Origin of the sequence: Arthrobacter sp. GMC3 (assembly GCF_002929305.1) — a bacterium.
Classification (GTDB): domain Bacteria; phylum Actinomycetota; class Actinomycetes; order Actinomycetales; family Micrococcaceae; genus Specibacter.
Genome location: NZ_PJIO01000007.1, coordinates 71986 through 89045, shown reverse-complemented (window position 1 = coordinate 89045; position 17060 = coordinate 71986). Strand labels below are relative to the sequence as shown.

Below are 17060 nucleotides of genomic sequence, written 5' to 3'. Positions count from 1 at the left end.
CACTGATGGAGGGGCGAAATCGTTACTTTTACTCTAGTGCCGTAATTCCCCGGCATTCTGCCGCTACTTCGAAGCCGGAGGCTGCGTCTCCGCAAGTGAGGGCACATCTGCGACGCTGGCCAGGATGTAGTCGTGCGGGTGGGCGGCGAGTTGGGCGTGGCTGAGTTTTCCGGTCAGGACACCCACCGAGATGGCGCCGGCATTGCGCCCTGCCTGAAGATCGACGGCGGTGTCTCCGGCGGCCAGCACATTCCTGACGTCGTGAATGCCTGTCTTTTCCATGGCGTGGTGAATCATAAATGGTGCGGGGCGCCCTGCGGCAACATCGGTGGTGGTCACGACCGCGTCAATCATTGAGGCAACGCCCTCGCCAACACCCCAACCCAATGATTCGAGCAGGGGGTAGGCAACGTCGTCGTCGAAGCCCGTGGTCAAGGCGACTCTGATGCCTCGGCCCCGCAGCACAGCGATGGCTTGCTCGACGCCAGGCAGGGCCACCGGCGGTGTCCTCGCGTACCGGTCCGCGAGGATTTCACGAAACCGCGCAAAGGCCGCGGAAACCCGCTCTTCAGTCGGCTTCTGCCCGCCCCGTTCCATCAACGCTTTGATGGCCGAAACTTTGTCGGCCCCCATCCACTCCTGTAGATCCCCTGGCGAAACCGTGGCACCTGTTTCCTCTACCGCATCCTGCAGGGCGACATAGACGATCCCATGATCATCAACGGTGGTTCCGGCCATATCAAAGACGGCAAGTTCAATCATGGTGTTCGATTTCCTTAAGAAGTAGTGGTGCTTTGGACGCGGGCCACGGGAGCCCTGCCATGCAAGGTGTTGCTGATCATGAAGTTGGCAAGTTCTGGCCGGTACCTGTCATCGGCATATTCCAGCGGTTCTCCGTTGGAGGAGAACGTCACACGGCGTTCACGCAATAGGGGTGCCCCTGCTGCTATCCCCAAAAGGACCGCATCTGTGTCGTCCGCGGCGACGGCATCAATAATGTGCCGGGCGCTGTGCAGGTCGACGCCGGCACCCAAAAGGTAGCGGAACGTTGATCCGGAGTCGGTGTCAAAGTCAAAGAGTGGTTGCCCTGCCGTCGGCACAAAGTGGGAGCGCTCCACCATGGCAGGTTCGCCGTCCAGGGATCGTAGCCGCAGAAGGGCCACCACCGGGTCATCGGCGCCGATGCCTAGCTGTTCTCCTACCACTAGCCCCGCAGCCCGTTTGGCGATCTCCACGGTCTTTTGTCCTGGCACCTTGCCCATGGTTTCGGCCCAGTCGGTAAAGGACAAGAACGTCTCCACCGATTGGGACACCACCGCGGGACGAACCACCGGAGACTTGCCCCGCCCACCGGCAATGAGGCCCTCGGAACGCAGGGCGGCCAACGCCTGCCGAACAGGGCCGCGGGATGCCCCAAATTCCTTGCATAGTTCCGCTTCTGAGGGGACCGGCGCCCCTTCGGGCCACAACCCGGACTCAATCCGGTGCCGCAATTCGTCGCGAAGTTGAACATGTAGGGCCAATTTCATGAGTTGAGTATACAAGCGCGAAGTAGCCAGGAACCCTGAATTTCAGGGGCAAAATTGAACAGTAGGCAAACAATCGACGCACTAAATGAACCGTTTGAGAACTTGTCTATACATCTACCGTTTTGGCTTGATTTGGGTTCGGGCATCGAGGCAAAGTCGTTGCCATGAGCGAATCAATTTCATCAAACCACAGCACGGACGTGCTGATTGTGGGTGCCGGAATCATCGGCCTGGCGCATGCCGCCGAGGCAGTTTCACGCGGCTTAAGCGTCCGCATCATCGATCGTGACTCCCGGGCTGTTGGCGCCTCAATTCGCAACTTCGGCCACTGCTGTGTCACCGCCCAGTCCGGCGAACTGCTGGATTTGGCCACGGCGGCCCGGGAGGGCTGGCTTCGCCACAGCAAACTGGCCGGCTTCTTCTCCGTGGAGTCCGGCGGTTTGGCCGTGGCGCGCAACCTGCAAGAAGTCGCTGTGTTGGAGGAACTTGCAGCGCGCCGCGGAGCAGATCAGGTGAAACTGGTCAATGCGGATGCAGTGCGCCAGCAGCTCTCCGGAAAAGGAGACGGCGCCATCATGGCCGGTGCCTTACTCCGCGATGACATCCGGGTTGACCCTCGCGAGGCTGTCGCCAAGTTGGCAGCCTGGCTGGCCAAGCAGCCGCGCGTCTGGTTCCAATGGCGCACCTCCTACTTGGGCACCGACGACGATGGTGCGCAGCTGAGCACTATTCGCACCTCTCGCGGGTCCTTCCGGGCCTCCCGGGTGATCGTTTGTGTAGGGCACGATCTTGACTACGTCTACCCGGAACTTTCCGAGGCCTTCGAGGTCAACCGTTGCGCCTTGCAGATGGCCTTGGTGCGTCCGCCAGCGTCGCTGAGAATTGGCCCAGCCATTCTCACCGGGACCTCGATGCTACGCTACCCCGCCTTCGCCGAAACGGCCGCCGCTGACGAGTTAAAGAAGGAACTGGCAGCCCGGAACCCGGAACTGCTGGCCATCGACGCGAACCTCATGCTGACCCAGCGCCCCGACGGCACTTTGATCATTGGCGACAGCCACTACACCGAGACAACTGTGGACCCTTTCCTGTCCGAACAAACTCAGGACACCCTGCTGGGTGCCGCCGCACATTTGCTGGGGACAGGAAACTTTCAGGTCATACAACGCTGGCAAGGCGTTTACGCCTCAAGCCCGCAACAAAACTTCCTCATCAAAGACATCCAGTCCAATGTCACGGCCGTCTCAGTCACCTCCGGGATCGGGATGACTATCTCCTTCGGCCTTGCCCGCAAAACCTTTGACCAGCTTGAAAATGCCCTCGTGCTCTCGAGAACCCACTAAGGAACCTTACATGAAAAAGCCTTTCCGCATCATCTCCCTGCTCACCATCACCACTGCTGGCGCCATCCTCATGTCCGGTTGTGGCGGCACTGCCACAGGAAGCCCGGCCGGCAACAACGGCGCCGAAAAGCAGGTTACCGTCTACAGCGCCGACGGTTTGGCCGACTGGTACGGCACCACTTTTGCTGGCTTCACAAAAGATACCGGTATCAAGGTCAACGTCATTGAAGCCGGCTCCGGGGAGGTGGTTTCCCGCGCCGAGAAGGAAAAGTCGAACCCGCAGGCCGACCTTATTATTACCCTTCCCCCTTTCATCCAGCAGGCTGAAGCGAACGGCCTCCTGCAAAAGAATTCGGCGGACGTTGCGGCGATCCCGCCCGAGTCCAAGTCCGCCAATGGCATGTATGTGTCCGTAGTCAACAACTACGCTGCGATGATCCGCAATACCGCAGCCACGGACAAGCCTGATTCGTGGCAAGACCTTCTGGATTCGAAGTACCAAGGAAAAATCCAGTACTCCACCCCGGGACAGGCTGGCGACGGAACGGCCGTGCTGCTCTTGCTCCAGAAGCTCAAAGGCAAGGACGGTGCACTTAGCTATTTGAAAGACTTGCAGAAGAACAACGTCGGCCCCAGCGCATCCACCGGAAAGCTTGGACCGAAGGTTTCCAAGGGCGAGCTAAGTGTCGCCAACAGCGACGTCCAGATGGCGTTGCAGTCAATCAAGTCTGACCAGTCAGCCTTCGAGGTGTTCTTCCCCAAGAACGACGACGGCACCCGAGTCACCCTGGCGCTTCCCTATGTCATGGGTCTGGCCGCCAAGGCGCCTCATCAGGACAATGCCGCCAAATTGATGGACTACCTGCTCTCAAAGCCGGTCCAGGAAACCATTTCCAGTTCAGCACTCGGGCTGCCCGTCCGTTCCGATGTCGCACCTACCGACGGCAACTACACGGCGCTGGAGAAAACCATGGATGGCGTTACAGTGTGGCAGCCCGTTTGGAATGACGTCTTGAGCGGCCTCGACGCCGACATCAAGGCATACAACGCAGCCACCGGCCAGTAATCGCATGCTATCTACCAAGAAGAAGTCCGGTCGAACCCAAACCATGACTATCCGCCCACCACAAGAGTCCGGCGTCGTGCCCGAAGACAAAGCGAACGCGGTGGAGCTCCGCAACGTCTCCGTGACTTATGGCACCACCGTGGCGCTGGCCGGGCTTGAGCTGACGGTAGCGCGCGGGGAAACTGTGGCGCTTCTGGGCCCCTCCGGGTCTGGCAAGTCAACGGCACTCAAAGCCATTGCCGGCTTTGAACAACCCTCGGGGGGTCGGATTCTTCTGGACGGCGTGGACGTCACCGGAACCTCGCCCGCACAGCGCGGAATTGGGGTGGTGGTGCAGTCATACGCCTTGTTCCCGCACATGCGCATTGACGCCAATGTGGCCTATGGGCTCAAGGCTCGCAAGATGCCAAAGGCACAGATCGCTGCCCGAGTGAAGTCGATGCTTGCGATGGTGGGCATGGAGGATCATGCGCACAAGCTGCCACGCCAACTTTCCGGCGGGCAGCAGCAGCGCGTGGCCATAGCTCGGGCCCTGGCCATCAAGCCGCAGGTTTTGTTGCTTGATGAGCCATTGTCTGCACTGGATGCTTCGTTGCGTGCCGAGATGCTCATTGAACTGCAGGCCTTGCGCTCTGAGCTTCCCGAAATTGCCATGGTGTACGTGACGCATGACCAGTCGGAGGCCCTGACATTGGCGGACAGAATTGCCGTGATGCGCAATTCACGGCTTGAGGAAATTGGCACTGCGGATCAACTGTACAACCGGCCGGCAAGCGCTTTTACGGCAAAATTCCTAGGCGGGGCCTCCCTGCTGCCGGCAGTGTCCACAACTGTTGTCGCCGAGCCTGGTTCGCTGGCTTCTGTCATGGTGGGTGCACATCGGATGAAGGCACTTGCTCCGTTTGCCCTGGTTCCCGGCGACAGGGCACAGGTGGCCGTTCGCCCGCATGCCTGGCAGGTCAGCACACGGTCGCAGGAGACTTCCGTCTCGGCCGTCAACAGCTTGCCCGGCAGGGTGGAATCGGTGCAATGGCGCGGTGCAGGGCATCGCCTTCAGGTGGACCTGATCGGTATTGCAGAACGGGTCACCGTAGACTTACCAGCCCTTTCGGCTGTACCGGCACCCGGGGACCTGGTAGTGCTCACCGTTGATCCGACCCATGTCGTGTTGGTGCCGGCAGGAGCCGTGGCGTGAGCGCCGAAGTGTTGCACAAGCCAGCCCCGGAGTATGAGCTCCCCGTGCGGAATTCCAGTCCTTGGCGGGCGTGGTTGTGGCTTGCCGTTCCACTCCTTTTTGTCGCGGCGTTCTTCATTTACCCACTTCTGCAGATCGGTGCGCAGTCGTTTCTGGACAAGTCAGGGGCGCCTGTGGGGCTGGAAAATTGGCGTTACGAGATCGCCTCGCCGGCCGTGCAGACGGCCGTGGGAACCACGGTGAAAATTGCCGGTATGTCGACTCTAGGAGCCCTGATCTTGGGCACCTTCGTGGCCTTGGCTCTCTCTTTTGTGCCGTTTCGTGGCGCGGGGTTCATCACCCGGCTCATTGAGACTGTGGTGTCGTTCCCGTCGTTCCTCATTCCCTTGGCCTTCAGCATCCTTTACGGCCGCACGGGCGTGGTCAACTCTGTCGTGGAGTCGTTGGCCCCTGGTGTGCCGCCGCTGAATTTTGTCAACGACGTTCCCGGCGTCGTGTTGGCGGAGGTCGCCTTTTACACCCCATTTGTGGTCCGCCCACTTTTGGCAGTATTTTCCCTGATTCCTCGCGAGCTCATCGATGTCGCCGCGAGCCTAGGCAGCAGTCCGTTGGCGATTGTCCGCACTGTGATTCTGCCCGCCGCCGTGCCCGCCCTGGCTGCCGCCGCCGGACTCACATTCCTGTTGACCATGAATGAGTTCGGCATCATCCTCTTTACCGGAGCCAAGAACGTCATGACGCTTCCCATGCTGATCTACACACGCAGCATCGTTACATTCGATTTCCCCTCAGCGGCGGTCATCGCCTGTCTTCAGGTGGGTCTGTCACTGAGCGTCTATTGCCTTTACCGCTGGATTACCAAGAAACTTTCCGGAGCCCACCATGCTGCTGCACGCTAAATCTGCTAGATTCACGATCTGGGCTTTCCTAGCGGCGGCGTTGCTGCTCCTGGTTGGTGCACCATTGCTTGTCACCTTCATGGCGGCTTTTGCCGGGAGTTGGAACGGGGTCCTGCCGTCCAACCCCACGCTGGATCACGTGGGTGGGGCATTGGCCACGGACAACCTCTCCTCACTGATGGTCAGTCTACAAACGGCGCTTTTCGCGAGTCTTTTGGCCGTTTTGTTGGGCACCTGGGCGGCCCTTTGCGCGTGTTCCTCGCCAGCCAATTCCGCTGTTTCCAGGGTGAGCGACGCCGTGTTTCACCTGCCAGCGGCGGTGCCGTCCGTGGTCGTTGGCTTGGGCCTGCTGACAGCGTTCAGCAAACCTCCCCTTTTGCTCAATGGGACTGTGGCAATCGTGATTTTGGCTCAGACATTGCTGGTGCTGGCGTTTGCCTACAGTACGGTGTCGGCGGCAACTCGGGATGCGGATCCGCTTATTCCTCTGGCCGCTGCGAGTTTGGGGGCGTCGCGGCTTCGGGTGTTGGTCACCATCCGCTTGCCCCTGCTGCTGCCGTCCATCGTCGCGGCTGCGGGCTTGGCAGTGGCACTGTGCATGGGCGAGTTGGGTGCAACAGTCATGGTCTACCCGGCAAGTTGGCGCACGTTGCCAGTTACGATCTTCACACTGACCGATCGCGGCGCCTTGTTCGACGCCGCGGCAAACACGCTTGTTTTGATAGCCGTCACCGTGACCGTTCTGGCCGTCATTGCAAAGTTCCGGGGCAAGACTGCTGTCCGGTAGTCCGCCCTTTCGGGCCCGCCGCCGAGGTAGACGGAACGTAGCGAATCGACAGGTTCGCTACGTCGACTTCAGTACCGTTCCGTCTACCTCGGCGAGACTCCGGGACTGTGGCTTCCCCGGCACGAGCTCTACCGGGCGCGCTCAACCCGCTTTTCATCCCAGACGGGTTCTTCGGACTCGTAGACCTTGCCGTCGGAGCCAAACACCAGGAAACGGTCGAAGGAACGGGCAAACCAACGGTCGTGAGTGACGGCCAGGACCGTACCCTCGAAGGAATCGATGGCTTTTTCCAGCGCCTCGGCGGAGTGCAGGTCAAGGTTGTCCGTGGGCTCGTCCAGCAGCAACAACGTGGCGCCGGAGAGTTCCAGCAGCAGAATCTGGAACCGTGCCTGCTGTCCACCTGAGAGGGAATCGTACTTTTGCTCCGAGCTGGAGGCCAGGCCATAGCGGTCAAGTACGCTGGCGGCGGCTTCGCGACCCAATCCTGAGCGGTGCTCGTCACCGCGGTGCAAGATATCCAGCAACGTCCGCTTGAGCAGATCCGGGCGGGCATGGGTCTGAGCAAAGAATCCGGGCCTGATGCGAGCACCAAGCTTCACCGATCCCTCATGTGGAACGGGGGCAATCTCGACGTCGGACACGGGTTCATGTTCCTTGTCGGGGTCGGAGCCGCCGGCCGCTAAGAGCCTCAGGAAGTGCGACTTTCCTGAGCCGTTGGATCCCAGCACGCCCACGCGGTCGCCAAACCAGATCTCGGTGCTGAACGGCTTCATCAGCCCGGTGAGTTCAAGTTTGGTGGCCACAATGGCGCGCTTGGCGGTGCGTCCGCCCTTGAGCCGCATCTTCACGTTCTGCTCAATGGGCAGGGCCTCCGGCGGACCTTTTTCCAGGAACTGGGCCAGCCGCGACTGTGCGGCCTGGTAGCGGTTCGCCATATCCGAGCGGAACGCCGCCTTGGTCTTGTACATGTTGACGAGTTCCTTGAGCTTGATGTGCTCCTCGTCCCAGCGCTTGCGCAATTCCTCGAAACGGGCGTTGCGATCCTCGCGGGCCTGCACGTACGATTCAAAACCGCCGCCGTGGGTCCAGCTGGAGGCCCCGTTGATGCCAGGCTCCAAGGTGACAATCCTGTCCGCGGCGTTGGCAAGGAGTTCACGGTCGTGGCTGACAAACAGCACCGACTTCGGGGACGCCGCCATCTTGGCCTCAAGCCAGCGCTTGCCGGGGACGTCCAGGTAGTTATCCGGCTCATCGAGCAACAGGACCTCGTCCGGTCCGGAGAACAGGGCCTCAAGCACCAGCCGTTTTTGCTCTCCACCGCTCAATGTGGCGGCTTTGCGGTATTGAGCCGTGTAGAAGTCCATGCCCATCGCGGCCATGGTGACCTCGTCCCAGGTGGTTTCCATCTCGTAGCCGCCCACGTCGCCCCAGTCGGCAATTGCCTGGGCGTAGGCCATCTGACTGGGCTCGTCATCGAGCTCAAGCATGGCAAGTTCGGCGGTGTCGACGGCTTTTCCGGCCGCCGCAATGGTCGCGGAGGACACCGACAGCAGCAAATCACGCACAGTGCTGTCGTCGCGCACCTGGCCTACGAACTGGCGCATGACACCCATGCTGCCCGAACGCGAGACGGCACCCTCATCGGCCTTGATGTCCTGGCAGATGATGCGCAGCAGCGTGGTTTTACCCGTGCCGTTGGGCCCGATCAAGGCCGTCTTGGTGCCGTCGGCGACGCGGAAGTTCACCCCGTTCAGCAACTGCCGGCCGTCGGAGAGAAAGTAGTCAATGTTTGCAACGTCTATATGTCCCACACAGTAATTCTCCCATCTTCTGGTGCTCTCCACCGAACGGTCGACGGCGGCGCCCTCCCTGCCCCGTGAGCGCCGCAGCTGGGTGGTTGGGTCCACGCCTGCGAGGGGCCCCGGGTGAGGAACGAACCTGGGGAGCAGGTGGGGATATCCCCACCCTGCATTGGCCTGCTGGCATGATGGTTTACGGACAACGCCCCGGGAAGGATGGAACCATGAACAACTCCGCTAGTCCCCTTGCCCGCAAATCGTGGCTCATCGTCCGGCCTGCCACGTGGCGTCAGATCGGCTCCGACCTGGCTTACATCCTGCCCGGTTTCTTTGTTTCGCTGGCGTCATTCATTGTGCTGGTGACGTTGTTTTCCGTGGGTGTCTCCACGCTCATCATTTGGGTTGGTCTGCCGATACTGATGCTGTGCCTGACCCTTGCGCGCGGTTTTGCCTCCCTCAATCGGTCCATGATGGCGCGCTGGGGTGGGGAGATTCCGCCCGTGCACTACAAGCCCCGGCACACGAATTCCATTGGCGGCATGTTTAGGAACCTGGCCGATCCGCAGCTGTGGAAGGACATGGTTCATGGGACGGTGGTGTCGTTCGCCTTTCGCACAGCCTCCTTCAGTGTTGCCGTCACTTGGCTGGCCGTGGCACTTGGCGGTTTGACTCAATGGTTTTGGGGGCGGTTCCTGCCGGCAGACAATATGCCGCTGGCGGAATTGATCGGCCTGGACCGCCTTCTTGGCCTGAGCCCGGCGGCGGCCGAGGGCTGGCTGGGACTGGCATACGGCGTCGGCTTTCTTTTGACCTTGCCGTTTGTCACCCATCTGCTGGCAACCACTGATGCCGCCATTTCGCGGGGCCTGCTCACCAACGAAACGGCCAGCTTGCGCGCCCGCAGTGCCGAATTGGCCAGCAGCCGAGCCCAGGTGGTGTCCGAGGAGGCCCAGACCCTGCGCAAAATTGAGCGGGACCTCCATGACGGCCCGCAACAACGTCTCATCCGCCTGCAAATGGATGTCGAGGCGGCGCAGCGGCGGATGGAATCCGACCCGGTGGCGGCCCGCAAACTCATGGACGGGGCCCTTGAACAAAGCAGGGAGGCCCTGGCGGAACTGCGCTCGCTCTCCCGCGGCATTGCCCCTCCCTTGTTGACCGACCGCGGCCTGCACGCAGCCGTCCAGTCGTTGGGCAGCCGCTCAACCGTCCCCGTCGAGTTGGCCGGCAACTTGACCGGTGGCGAGCGGTTGGCAGAAAGTGCCGAGAATGCCGCATACTTTGTTGTCTCCGAGGCCCTGGCCAACGTTGCCAAGCATTCCGGGGCCGCCAAGGCGCAGGTCACCATGGTGGTCTCGCCCACCGAGTTGCTTCTGGACGTGGTGGACGACGGCCGCGGCGGCGCCCATGTGGGGAAGGGCCACGGCTTGGCCGGATTGATGGACAGGCTGGCCGGGGTTGACGGGTCACTGGAGATCGTCAGCCCGGAAGGCGGCCCCACTACTGTCCGCGCGTCGATCCCTCTGAACGCGGCAGGCCACGGCCGGACCACCACGGCTACCGACCTCTGAGCCGGGCACTAGGGCCCCTCCCGGGATACGCTGGGGCCATGCGTGTTGTTTTGGCTGAAGATTCCGTCCTGCTCCGTGAGGGCCTGGTCCGTTTGCTTGAAGAGACCGGTGCGGAGGTTTGCGCTGCGGTGGGTGATGGGGCCGAACTTTTGGCCGCCGTGGCCGAGCATCTCCCCGATCTGCTGATCACCGATGTGCGCATGCCGCCGTCGCATCGGGATGAGGGGCTCAAGGCTGCCCTGGAAGTTCGGGCAAACTACCCGTCGATGGCCGTGCTGGTGTTGTCCCAATATGTGGAACTGACCTATGCCACCGAGTTACTCGCGGGTGCTTCCTCCGGGGGCGGCGTGGGGTACCTACTCAAGGACAGGGTGGCCAGATTTGAAGACTTTGCCGATGCGATCGAACGCGTGGCGGCCGGCGCCACCGTGATCGATCCAGAGGTCATCACCGCCTTGCTGGCCAACCGCGGCGCAGCCGACCCCCTCCACACCCTCAGCCCTCGCGAGTCGCAGGTGCTTGAATTGATGGCCCAGGGCCTGACCAATACCGGCATCGCCAAGGCACTCGTTGTCAGCGGCGGCGCCGTGGAAAAGCACATCAGCGCCATTTTTTCCAAGCTGGGTCTGCAGCAATCCCCCACCGACCACCGCCGTGTCCTTGCCGTGCTCAGCTACTTGCAGCGTCCCGCCCGTTGAGTAGACGGAATACCGCCTTCTCAGCGGGTACCTCATAGTGTCTTTTTCGTTGGCGCTCCGGGACCTCAGCGGCGGGTGGGCGAGTCGCTGGCTGTGGGAGGTGCGGTCGCCGTTTCCGCCTTGCCTGGATCCGGCGTAGCAGTTGACGTCGATGGCTCAGCAGTGGGCGACGGCGTCGGGTCACTGGGTGGTCTTGTCGCCGTTTCCGTTGCTGTCGGTGTGGGCGACGGCGTCGCGGTCGGCGTCGGTGTAGGCGTTGCTGTAGGCGTTGGAGTGGGTGTCGAAGTCGGCTTCGGAGTGGGCGTAGCGGTAGGCGACGGCGTTGCAGTCGGCGTTGGGCTGGCGGCCTTGGTGGCGGCGGCCTTGTCTGCAGCCGCTTTGTCGGCCGCTGCCTTGTCCTTGGCGGCCTGCTGATCAAGAGCGGCAAAGCCTGGCATCGTGAAGTAGGTTGTCGAATTGCTGGTGTCGGACGGGGCATGCAAGATGGTGCCAACGGATGGGTTGAGCGCGCTGATCATCAGGCCGTTGCCAATGTAGATGCCAACGTGCGCCCAATGGTTGGGCCCATCAGGGTTTTGCGCCACCAGATCCCCCGGCTGCGGGTTCTTGGTTTCAACCATGGGACGCCATTGTTCGGTTCTCGGCAGTCCAACACCGGCCTGAGCGTAGGCCCATTGGACAAAACCGGAGCAGTCCCACCCGGTGCTAAAACTCGTCCCACCCCAAACGTACTTGTGTCCCAGACCCTCGTAGGCGGCTGCAATGATGGCTTTGCGCACCTTGGAAATCGTGTCTGCAGAGTATTCCGGAACGTCTCCCCGCATGGCAAGAACTGCACGCGCTAGTGGTGGGGCGTTGTCATTGGGACCGGTCAGGTCGATGATTTGCGGGGGTGTGGGCTTCGACGCCGTGATCAGCATTTGGGCGAAGGAAACCTGCAAGCCTTGCTCCGCAGACGCCGGGGAATCAAAGCCTGCCGGAAGGGCCTGTGAACTAGTGGATACTGGCACCGTGTTCTGCGCGGCGGTGGCCGTGTCAGCAGCAGAAGTTCCGGCATAGCCAGCGCCAACAAAGCCCGCGGAGGCTAGCAAGGTGCAGGCAACGGCAAGGCCCAATTGGTACGTTCGCGGCATGCCTTGCCCATTCGACATTGAGAGACCCTCCGGCTTCCTCGCACTCGGTATGGACGAGCCTACGCCGCGATCTGAAAATCGAACAGGGTTTCTACCAACGGCAATTTCTAACCTGCGGTGCGTATGATCCTGCGCTGTGTGGCCACGGAAATCGCGGCGGTCCTGTTGTCGACACCCAATTTGTCGTAGATGTGCACCAGATGGGTTTTGACGGTGGCCTCAGAAATGAACAGCTGCTTGGATATGGCCTTGTTGCTCATGCCGGTGGCCAGCAACTCCAAAAGTTCCACCTCCCGGGCGGAAAGTACGGGTGCTGGGTTGCGGATTCGTCCCAGAAGTCGGGCCGCAACTTCGGGCGCCAAGGCGGTTTGGCCGGCCGCGGCCGACTGCACAGCGGCACGGATCTGTTCCGGCGGGGCGTCCTTGAGCATGTACCCGCTGGCGCCTGCTTCGACCGCCGCCAAAATGTCAGCGTCGGTGTCGTAGGTGGTCAGAATCAGCACTGGAGGCGGTGATGGCATCGCCTTGATGGCCTTCGTGGCGGTGACCCCGTCCATCCCAGCGCCCATTTGCAGGTCCATCAGCACCACATCCAGCGGCTCCCCTAACGCCTGCAATCGTTCAATTTCCTTGATGGCGGCACCACCTTCGGGCGCCTCGGCTACCACGGTGAATCCTTCAAACTCGCTGAGCATGGCGCGCAGACCAGCCCGCACTACGGGGTGGTCGTCCACAAGGAGGATCCGTGTTTCTTTCATGCCATGCCCTCATTTTCATCGCTCATTTGAAGTCCCAGCGGAAGGCGAACCGCCACCACGGTGCCTTCCCCGGGGGCCGATTCAATCTCTAGGGTGCCGTTCTGGACGGCGACGCGTTCGGCCAGGGATTTCAGCCCGAAACCACTTCCGTCACTCCTGTTTGCCACCGCTTCGGCCATTTCTTCGGGCCTGAAACCGCGACCGTTGTCAAAAACGTCAAGCGTCACCTCCGTGCCCAAATAGGCCAGGCTAACGACGGCAGTGCCGGCCTTGGCGTGCAGCCAGACGTTTGCAAGACTCGCCTGGGCGGCGCGCAGCAAGGTAACCCGGTAGGGCTGTGGCAATTCCACCGGCTCACCGTCCACGCGGAATGTGCAGGAGAGGTTCACACCGCGGGCCGCCGCCTCCAGCTGGGTTTTCTCACACAAGCGCCGCAGGCTTTCCACCAAAGAGGTCCCCTCCAGGGCAGGGGAGGATAGGCCGCGCACAAAGGTGCGGGCCTCCGCCAGATTCTCCGACGCCGTGGCCTCAACCATGTCAATTGATTCCAGGGTGGACTCCACGTCCGCCGATTCCAGGGACCGCCGGGCAGCCCGCGACACCAAAATGATGGAAGAAAAACCCTGGGCCAGGGTGTCGTGGATTTCGCGGGCCAGGCGGGCCCGTTCGGCTAGAACACCGGCCTCGTGTTGGGTGGCGGCCAGTTCGGTGCGGGTGCGGCGAAGTTCGTCCGCGGCCCTGCGCTGGTTTTCGCCTTCTTGGTACAGCAACCTGTATGCCTTGGAAGTGACGATGGAGAAGGCCGCCCCAAAGACCGGTCCAATGATCACCGGTAAGGGCGGCGTCGCGGCTCCAGTAGCTTGCCACTGGGCCAAAATTACCCCCGCCGTCATGACCACAACGGCTGTGACGCCTGCCCAACGCGGGAGCAGGTGCAGGTGCAGAAAGAACAGCGGGAACACCAGCCAGGAAAATTCGACAGACCCCACCATGAGCACCGCCCACAGCACCGTGACCAGGGCCAGCCACAGGTACGCAAAGCGGAGCGGGTCCCTGGCCAGGGCGCCGCTCGCGAATCGTTTCTCCGCCACGGTTCCCAGCAAATACACCACCGCTAGCACCAGGGCAAGGGCCAAGAACAGATACCGCCCGCCCCTGTCTTGGTTGCTGGTCAGCAGTCGCACGATGGCCACGGCCAGCAAAATGGCAAAGCCAACGTGGAGCGTCACCCGCAAAAATCGCAAGATGGCGTCACTCGTCACTGGCGGGGTATCCACGGCAGACATGTCACCAGCCTAGACGCTCCGCCAGCAAGCGCGTATCAACCAAATGGTTGACAGGGCAATCAACCAGAGAGCATGGCCGGATCATCCATCCCCGCGATGGATGCGGCCCCGAATAGAGGGATTGTGGAAGTAAGAGAAGTAGAGGTGCCCGCCAGGGCCAAATGAAAGAAGTTCGCACATGTTTCTCGCAATCCGCGACATCCGCTTTGCCAAGGGCCGTTTTGCCCTGATGGGCGCCGTTGTGGCCCTGATCAGCTTGTTGCTTGTCATGCTCTCTGGGCTGACTGCCGGGTTGGGCAACCAGTCGACTTCCTCCATCGCAGACCTTGGCAAGAGTGCATCGGCCCCGGTCAGCCAGCTGGCGTTCGGCGCACCCGGGTCCAATGATCCTAAAGTTTCCTTCACCGAGAGCCAGGTAACGCAGAAGCAGGCCGATGCCTGGGCTAAGACGCCCGGTGTTGCCTCGAGCGTGCCGTTGGGTATCAGCCAGACCCGTTTCCAGGGCGCTGGGGATACCAAGGGCACCACCAACGTTGCCGTGTTCGGTGTTGGCACCGGCGCCGAGAAAGCCGGAATCACGCCGGCGCCGGTCACAGATGGAACGGTTGTCATTGGCGAATCCGTGGCAAAGGACCTCAAGCTGGCGGTGGGCGATTCCGTGACCATGAGCGGCACCACCCTCAAAATCGGCGCCGTTGTGCCCGACCAGTGGTACTCGCACACCTCGGTCGTCTGGACCACGCTGCCCACCTGGACCGCCATGTCCCACCTCAGTGACCCGACGCAGATCGCCACCGTCATCGCCGTAACCTACGACGCCGGTGCAACCGTTGACACGGACGCCGCCAACGCTAGCGCCGGAACCGTCAGCACCACCCGTACCGGAGCGTTTGCCGGCCTTGGCTCTTACAAGAGCGAGAATGGCTCGCTGATGATGATGCAGGCCTTCTTGTATGGGATCTCGGCCCTGGTGATCGTCGCATTCTTGACGGTGTGGACAGTACAGCGCACCCGCGATATTGCCGTCCTGAAGGCAATGGGAGCTTCCTCCTCCTACCTGCTCAAGGATGCGTTGACCCAGGCAGCGATCGTGCTGCTGGCCGGTGCCGCCGCGGGTGGACTGGTGGGCGTGATCGGTGGCTTCTTCGCCGCACAGGCCGCACCCTTCCTGGTTACCCCGGCCACCACCATCGTTCCGATCGTGGGAATCGTTCTCCTGGGCCTGGCCGGTTCCGCCTTTGCCGTCCGCAAGGTCACCCGCGTCGACGCCCTCATCGCCCTCGGCGGAAACTGAACCCGGGCGCGAGCCAAACACCCCCTTCTGAATCTTCTGAATCTAAGGAAAACCCCATGTCTGCACAGAATTCAACTCCAGCCCTCAGCCTGATCAACGTCACCCTTGACTACCCCGACGGAGAGGGAACCATCACGGCGCTGGACTCCGTGAACCTGCAGGTGCATGCCGGCGAATTTCTCTCCCTGATCGGGCCCTCGGGTTCCGGCAAGTCAAGCCTGCTGGCCGTTGCCGCCACACTCATCAAGCCCACCAGCGGACTGGTTCTTATCGATGGAACCGACACTCAAGTCCTGAGTGAGAAGGCGCTGACGGCCGTTCGGCGCGATAAGGTGGGCATCATTTTCCAGCAGCCAAACCTGCTCGCGTCCCTGACGGCCGCCGAACAGCTCATCATTAGCGACCACCTGCGCGGGAAGTCCATGCGCGCGGCGGAGGCTAAGGCGGCGCAGCTGCTCGACGTCGTCGGACTCGCCGACTGCGCCAAGAAGCGCCCGCACCAGCTCTCCGGTGGCCAGCGCCAGCGCGTCAACATTGCCCGGGCCCTGATGGGGGACCCCAAGGTTTTGCTGGTAGATGAGCCGACGGCGGCCCTGGACCATGAGCGCAGCGAGTCCATCGTGCGGCTGTTGCGCAAGGTCACCGACGAGTTCGCCGTGGCCACGGTCATGGTCACTCACGACACCGAATTCGTCCCGCTCACCGATGCCGTGGCAACCATGCGCGACGGCGCCATGACGGCAGCGGTTCCCGCTATGCAATAACATGGGGGAAACCTCATACTTGAGTCACTCGAAACGGAGCCACCCTCTCATGAAACGCGTCCTCGCCCTTGCCGGCAGCCTTCTCCTTGCTTTGACCATCTCTTCCTGTGGTGCTGCATCAGGTCCTGTCGGCACCTGGGGCGACGGCTACAACACTGACAAGCAGCCGTACCTGGAGCTGGCCCTGGCGGCCGAGCAGAACAACGACCAGGCCGGCTATGTAACCGGAAGCGATGGCTGCAACCGGATCCAGGGGCAGTGGATGATGGCCGCCGGTGAGCTCACGTTCCCGCAGTTTGGTGCCACCATGATGGCTTGTGAAGGCGTCGACACCTGGCTGTCCAAGGCCAAGGGCGCCACTTTGAGTGGCGACACCATGACCATCACTGACGCCAACGGCGCAGTCATCGGCAAACTGGAGCGCCGCGGCTAAGCACCGGCACCAGAATTCTCCGCAAGAACGGGACCTGTACAGGTCCCGTTCTTGCGTTAAAGGCCCAGCGTCACGGCGTCTTGTTCCTCGTCGTATTCGTCACGGGCACGCAGCATGGTTGAGACGTTGTTCTCGGCCCATTGACGAAGTGCCGTCAGTGGCGGCAACAGCGTCTGGCCCAGCGGCGTCAATTCATAATCCACCCTGGACGGCACCTGCGGGTAGACGGTGCGGTTGAGCAGCCCGTCGCGCTCCAGCGACCGCAGCGTATGGGTCAGCACCTTCGGCGTCACCACCTTCACGCGCTTCCGAAGCTCGGAGAACCGCAGCGGCCCGTCGGCAAGAACCTCAATGACAAGAGTTGCCCATTTGTCCCCAATGCGGGCAAACAGCACCCGCGATGGGCAATCCGCGTCAAACACGTTGCCAATAAAATCTTCAGTATCCATTTGGTAACCCAGTATCCTTGTGCACCCAAGTATCTAATGGATACTATCGTCTCATT

Annotated in this window: 17 protein-coding genes; 10 read left to right on the top strand and 7 right to left on the bottom strand. The window is 61.6% G+C overall.

The features are described from left to right. Positions 1-63: 63 nt before the first annotated feature. Both CXQ94_RS12805 and CXQ94_RS12800 read right to left on the bottom strand, forming a co-directional pair. Positions 64-762: a phosphonatase-like hydrolase gene (locus CXQ94_RS12805; protein WP_104090807.1), complete on the bottom strand. Its 699-nt coding sequence runs from the start codon at positions 760-762 to the stop codon at positions 64-66. Between the two features lie 14 nt (positions 763-776). After that, positions 777-1529 (bottom strand): GntR family transcriptional regulator, encoded by a 753-nt coding sequence (locus CXQ94_RS12800; protein WP_104090804.1) that lies wholly within the window; start codon positions 1527-1529, stop codon positions 777-779. 164 nt (positions 1530-1693) lie between these two features. Here CXQ94_RS12800 and CXQ94_RS12795 point away from each other — a divergent pair, with 164 nt between their 5' ends. Genes CXQ94_RS12795 through CXQ94_RS12775 form a run of 5 tightly spaced genes read left to right on the top strand, consistent with a single transcriptional unit; the run spans position 1694 to position 6819 of the window. Next, positions 1694-2872 (top strand): TIGR03364 family FAD-dependent oxidoreductase, encoded by a 1179-nt coding sequence (locus CXQ94_RS12795; RefSeq protein WP_104090801.1) that lies wholly within the window; start codon positions 1694-1696, stop codon positions 2870-2872. A 10-nt stretch (positions 2873-2882) separates the two neighbouring features. Further along, entirely contained in the window at positions 2883-3938 is a 1056-nt protein-coding gene (locus CXQ94_RS12790) for a 2-aminoethylphosphonate ABC transporter substrate-binding protein (RefSeq protein ID WP_104090797.1), read from the top strand. Positions 3939-3981: 43 nt separating this feature from the next. Next, positions 3982-5133 (top strand): ABC transporter ATP-binding protein, encoded by a 1152-nt coding sequence (locus CXQ94_RS12785; RefSeq protein ID WP_104091090.1) that lies wholly within the window; start codon positions 3982-3984, stop codon positions 5131-5133. Continuing rightward, the gene (locus CXQ94_RS12780) at positions 5130-6032 is read left to right on the top strand and encodes a 2-aminoethylphosphonate ABC transporter permease subunit (protein WP_219817046.1); all 903 of its coding nucleotides are present in this window, start codon (positions 5130-5132) and stop codon (positions 6030-6032) included. The genes CXQ94_RS12785 and CXQ94_RS12780 overlap by 4 nt, the downstream gene beginning before the upstream one ends. After that, positions 6016-6819: an iron ABC transporter permease gene (locus tag CXQ94_RS12775; protein ID WP_104090795.1), complete on the top strand. Its 804-nt coding sequence runs from the start codon at positions 6016-6018 to the stop codon at positions 6817-6819. The genes CXQ94_RS12780 and CXQ94_RS12775 overlap by 17 nt, the downstream gene beginning before the upstream one ends. Positions 6820-6947: 128 nt before the next feature. Here the strand turns inward: CXQ94_RS12775 and CXQ94_RS12770 are convergent, their stop codons facing one another. Continuing rightward, on the bottom strand, positions 6948-8630 hold the full coding sequence (locus CXQ94_RS12770; protein WP_104090792.1) for an ABC-F family ATP-binding cassette domain-containing protein: 1683 nt from the start codon (positions 8628-8630) through the stop codon (positions 6948-6950). Positions 8631-8842: 212 nt separating this feature from the next. Between CXQ94_RS12770 and CXQ94_RS12765 the strand changes: the two genes are divergently transcribed. Both CXQ94_RS12765 and CXQ94_RS12760 read left to right on the top strand, forming a co-directional pair. Further along, positions 8843-10189 carry a sensor histidine kinase gene (locus tag CXQ94_RS12765; protein WP_181034205.1) on the top strand — a complete coding sequence of 449 codons (1347 nt, stop codon included), beginning with the start codon at positions 8843-8845 and terminating at the stop codon, positions 10187-10189. Between the two features lie 38 nt (positions 10190-10227). Further along, positions 10228-10887 (top strand): response regulator transcription factor, encoded by a 660-nt coding sequence (locus tag CXQ94_RS12760; RefSeq protein WP_104090787.1) that lies wholly within the window; start codon positions 10228-10230, stop codon positions 10885-10887. A gap of 65 nt (positions 10888-10952) precedes the next feature. Here CXQ94_RS12760 and CXQ94_RS22635 read toward each other — a convergent pair whose 3' ends face one another. The 3 genes from CXQ94_RS22635 to CXQ94_RS12745 all read right to left on the bottom strand — a co-directional run bounded on the left by CXQ94_RS22635 (position 10953) and on the right by CXQ94_RS12745 (position 14064). Further along, a complete protein-coding gene (locus CXQ94_RS22635) occupies positions 10953-12038 on the bottom strand; it encodes a C40 family peptidase (protein ID WP_181034204.1) in 1086 nt (361 codons plus the stop codon). Between the two features lie 89 nt (positions 12039-12127). After that, positions 12128-12778, bottom strand: a complete 651-nt coding sequence (locus CXQ94_RS12750) for a response regulator transcription factor (RefSeq protein WP_104090784.1) — start codon at positions 12776-12778, stop codon at positions 12128-12130. Further along, a complete protein-coding gene (locus CXQ94_RS12745) occupies positions 12775-14064 on the bottom strand; it encodes a sensor histidine kinase (protein WP_104090782.1) in 1290 nt (429 codons plus the stop codon). The genes CXQ94_RS12750 and CXQ94_RS12745 overlap by 4 nt, the downstream gene beginning before the upstream one ends. Before the next feature lie 178 nt (positions 14065-14242). Between CXQ94_RS12745 and CXQ94_RS12740 the strand changes: the two genes are divergently transcribed. From CXQ94_RS12740 to CXQ94_RS12730, 3 genes are read left to right on the top strand one after another with little or no spacing between them, the layout of a single operon-like run. Continuing rightward, positions 14243-15358, top strand: a complete 1116-nt coding sequence (locus CXQ94_RS12740) for an ABC transporter permease (RefSeq protein ID WP_104090780.1) — start codon at positions 14243-14245, stop codon at positions 15356-15358. Between the two features lie 56 nt (positions 15359-15414). Next, positions 15415-16122 (top strand): ABC transporter ATP-binding protein, encoded by a 708-nt coding sequence (locus tag CXQ94_RS12735; RefSeq protein WP_104090778.1) that lies wholly within the window; start codon positions 15415-15417, stop codon positions 16120-16122. Between the two features lie 49 nt (positions 16123-16171). Beyond that, positions 16172-16555, top strand: coding sequence for an META domain-containing protein (locus tag CXQ94_RS12730; RefSeq protein ID WP_104090776.1), 384 nt, complete (start codon positions 16172-16174; stop codon positions 16553-16555). 56 nt (positions 16556-16611) lie between these two features. Here CXQ94_RS12730 and CXQ94_RS12725 read toward each other — a convergent pair whose 3' ends face one another. After that, positions 16612-17004 carry a helix-turn-helix domain-containing protein gene (locus tag CXQ94_RS12725; RefSeq protein WP_104090772.1) on the bottom strand — a complete coding sequence of 131 codons (393 nt, stop codon included), beginning with the start codon at positions 17002-17004 and terminating at the stop codon, positions 16612-16614. Positions 17005-17060: the final 56 nt, after the last annotated feature.

Coding starts and splice junctions, on each gene's coding strand:
- CXQ94_RS12805 (WP_104090807.1), bottom strand. CDS start 762: ATGATTGAACTTGCCGTCTTTGATATGGCCGGAACCACCGTTGATGAT.
- CXQ94_RS12800 (WP_104090804.1), bottom strand. CDS start 1,529: ATGAAATTGGCCCTACATGTTCAACTTCGCGACGAATTGCGGCACCGG.
- CXQ94_RS12795 (WP_104090801.1), top strand. CDS start 1,694: ATGAGCGAATCAATTTCATCAAACCACAGCACGGACGTGCTGATTGTG.
- CXQ94_RS12790 (WP_104090797.1), top strand. CDS start 2,883: ATGAAAAAGCCTTTCCGCATCATCTCCCTGCTCACCATCACCACTGCT.
- CXQ94_RS12785 (WP_104091090.1), top strand. CDS start 3,982: ATGACTATCCGCCCACCACAAGAGTCCGGCGTCGTGCCCGAAGACAAA.
- CXQ94_RS12775 (WP_104090795.1), top strand. CDS start 6,016: ATGCTGCTGCACGCTAAATCTGCTAGATTCACGATCTGGGCTTTCCTA.
- CXQ94_RS12765 (WP_181034205.1), top strand. CDS start 8,843: ATGAACAACTCCGCTAGTCCCCTTGCCCGCAAATCGTGGCTCATCGTC.
- CXQ94_RS12760 (WP_104090787.1), top strand. CDS start 10,228: ATGCGTGTTGTTTTGGCTGAAGATTCCGTCCTGCTCCGTGAGGGCCTG.
- CXQ94_RS22635 (WP_181034204.1), bottom strand. CDS start 12,038: ATGTCGAATGGGCAAGGCATGCCGCGAACGTACCAATTGGGCCTTGCC.
- CXQ94_RS12750 (WP_104090784.1), bottom strand. CDS start 12,778: ATGAAAGAAACACGGATCCTCCTTGTGGACGACCACCCCGTAGTGCGG.
- CXQ94_RS12745 (WP_104090782.1), bottom strand. CDS start 14,064: ATGTCTGCCGTGGATACCCCGCCAGTGACGAGTGACGCCATCTTGCGA.
- CXQ94_RS12740 (WP_104090780.1), top strand. CDS start 14,243: ATGTTTCTCGCAATCCGCGACATCCGCTTTGCCAAGGGCCGTTTTGCC.
- CXQ94_RS12735 (WP_104090778.1), top strand. CDS start 15,415: ATGTCTGCACAGAATTCAACTCCAGCCCTCAGCCTGATCAACGTCACC.
- CXQ94_RS12730 (WP_104090776.1), top strand. CDS start 16,172: ATGAAACGCGTCCTCGCCCTTGCCGGCAGCCTTCTCCTTGCTTTGACC.
- CXQ94_RS12725 (WP_104090772.1), bottom strand. CDS start 17,004: ATGGATACTGAAGATTTTATTGGCAACGTGTTTGACGCGGATTGCCCA.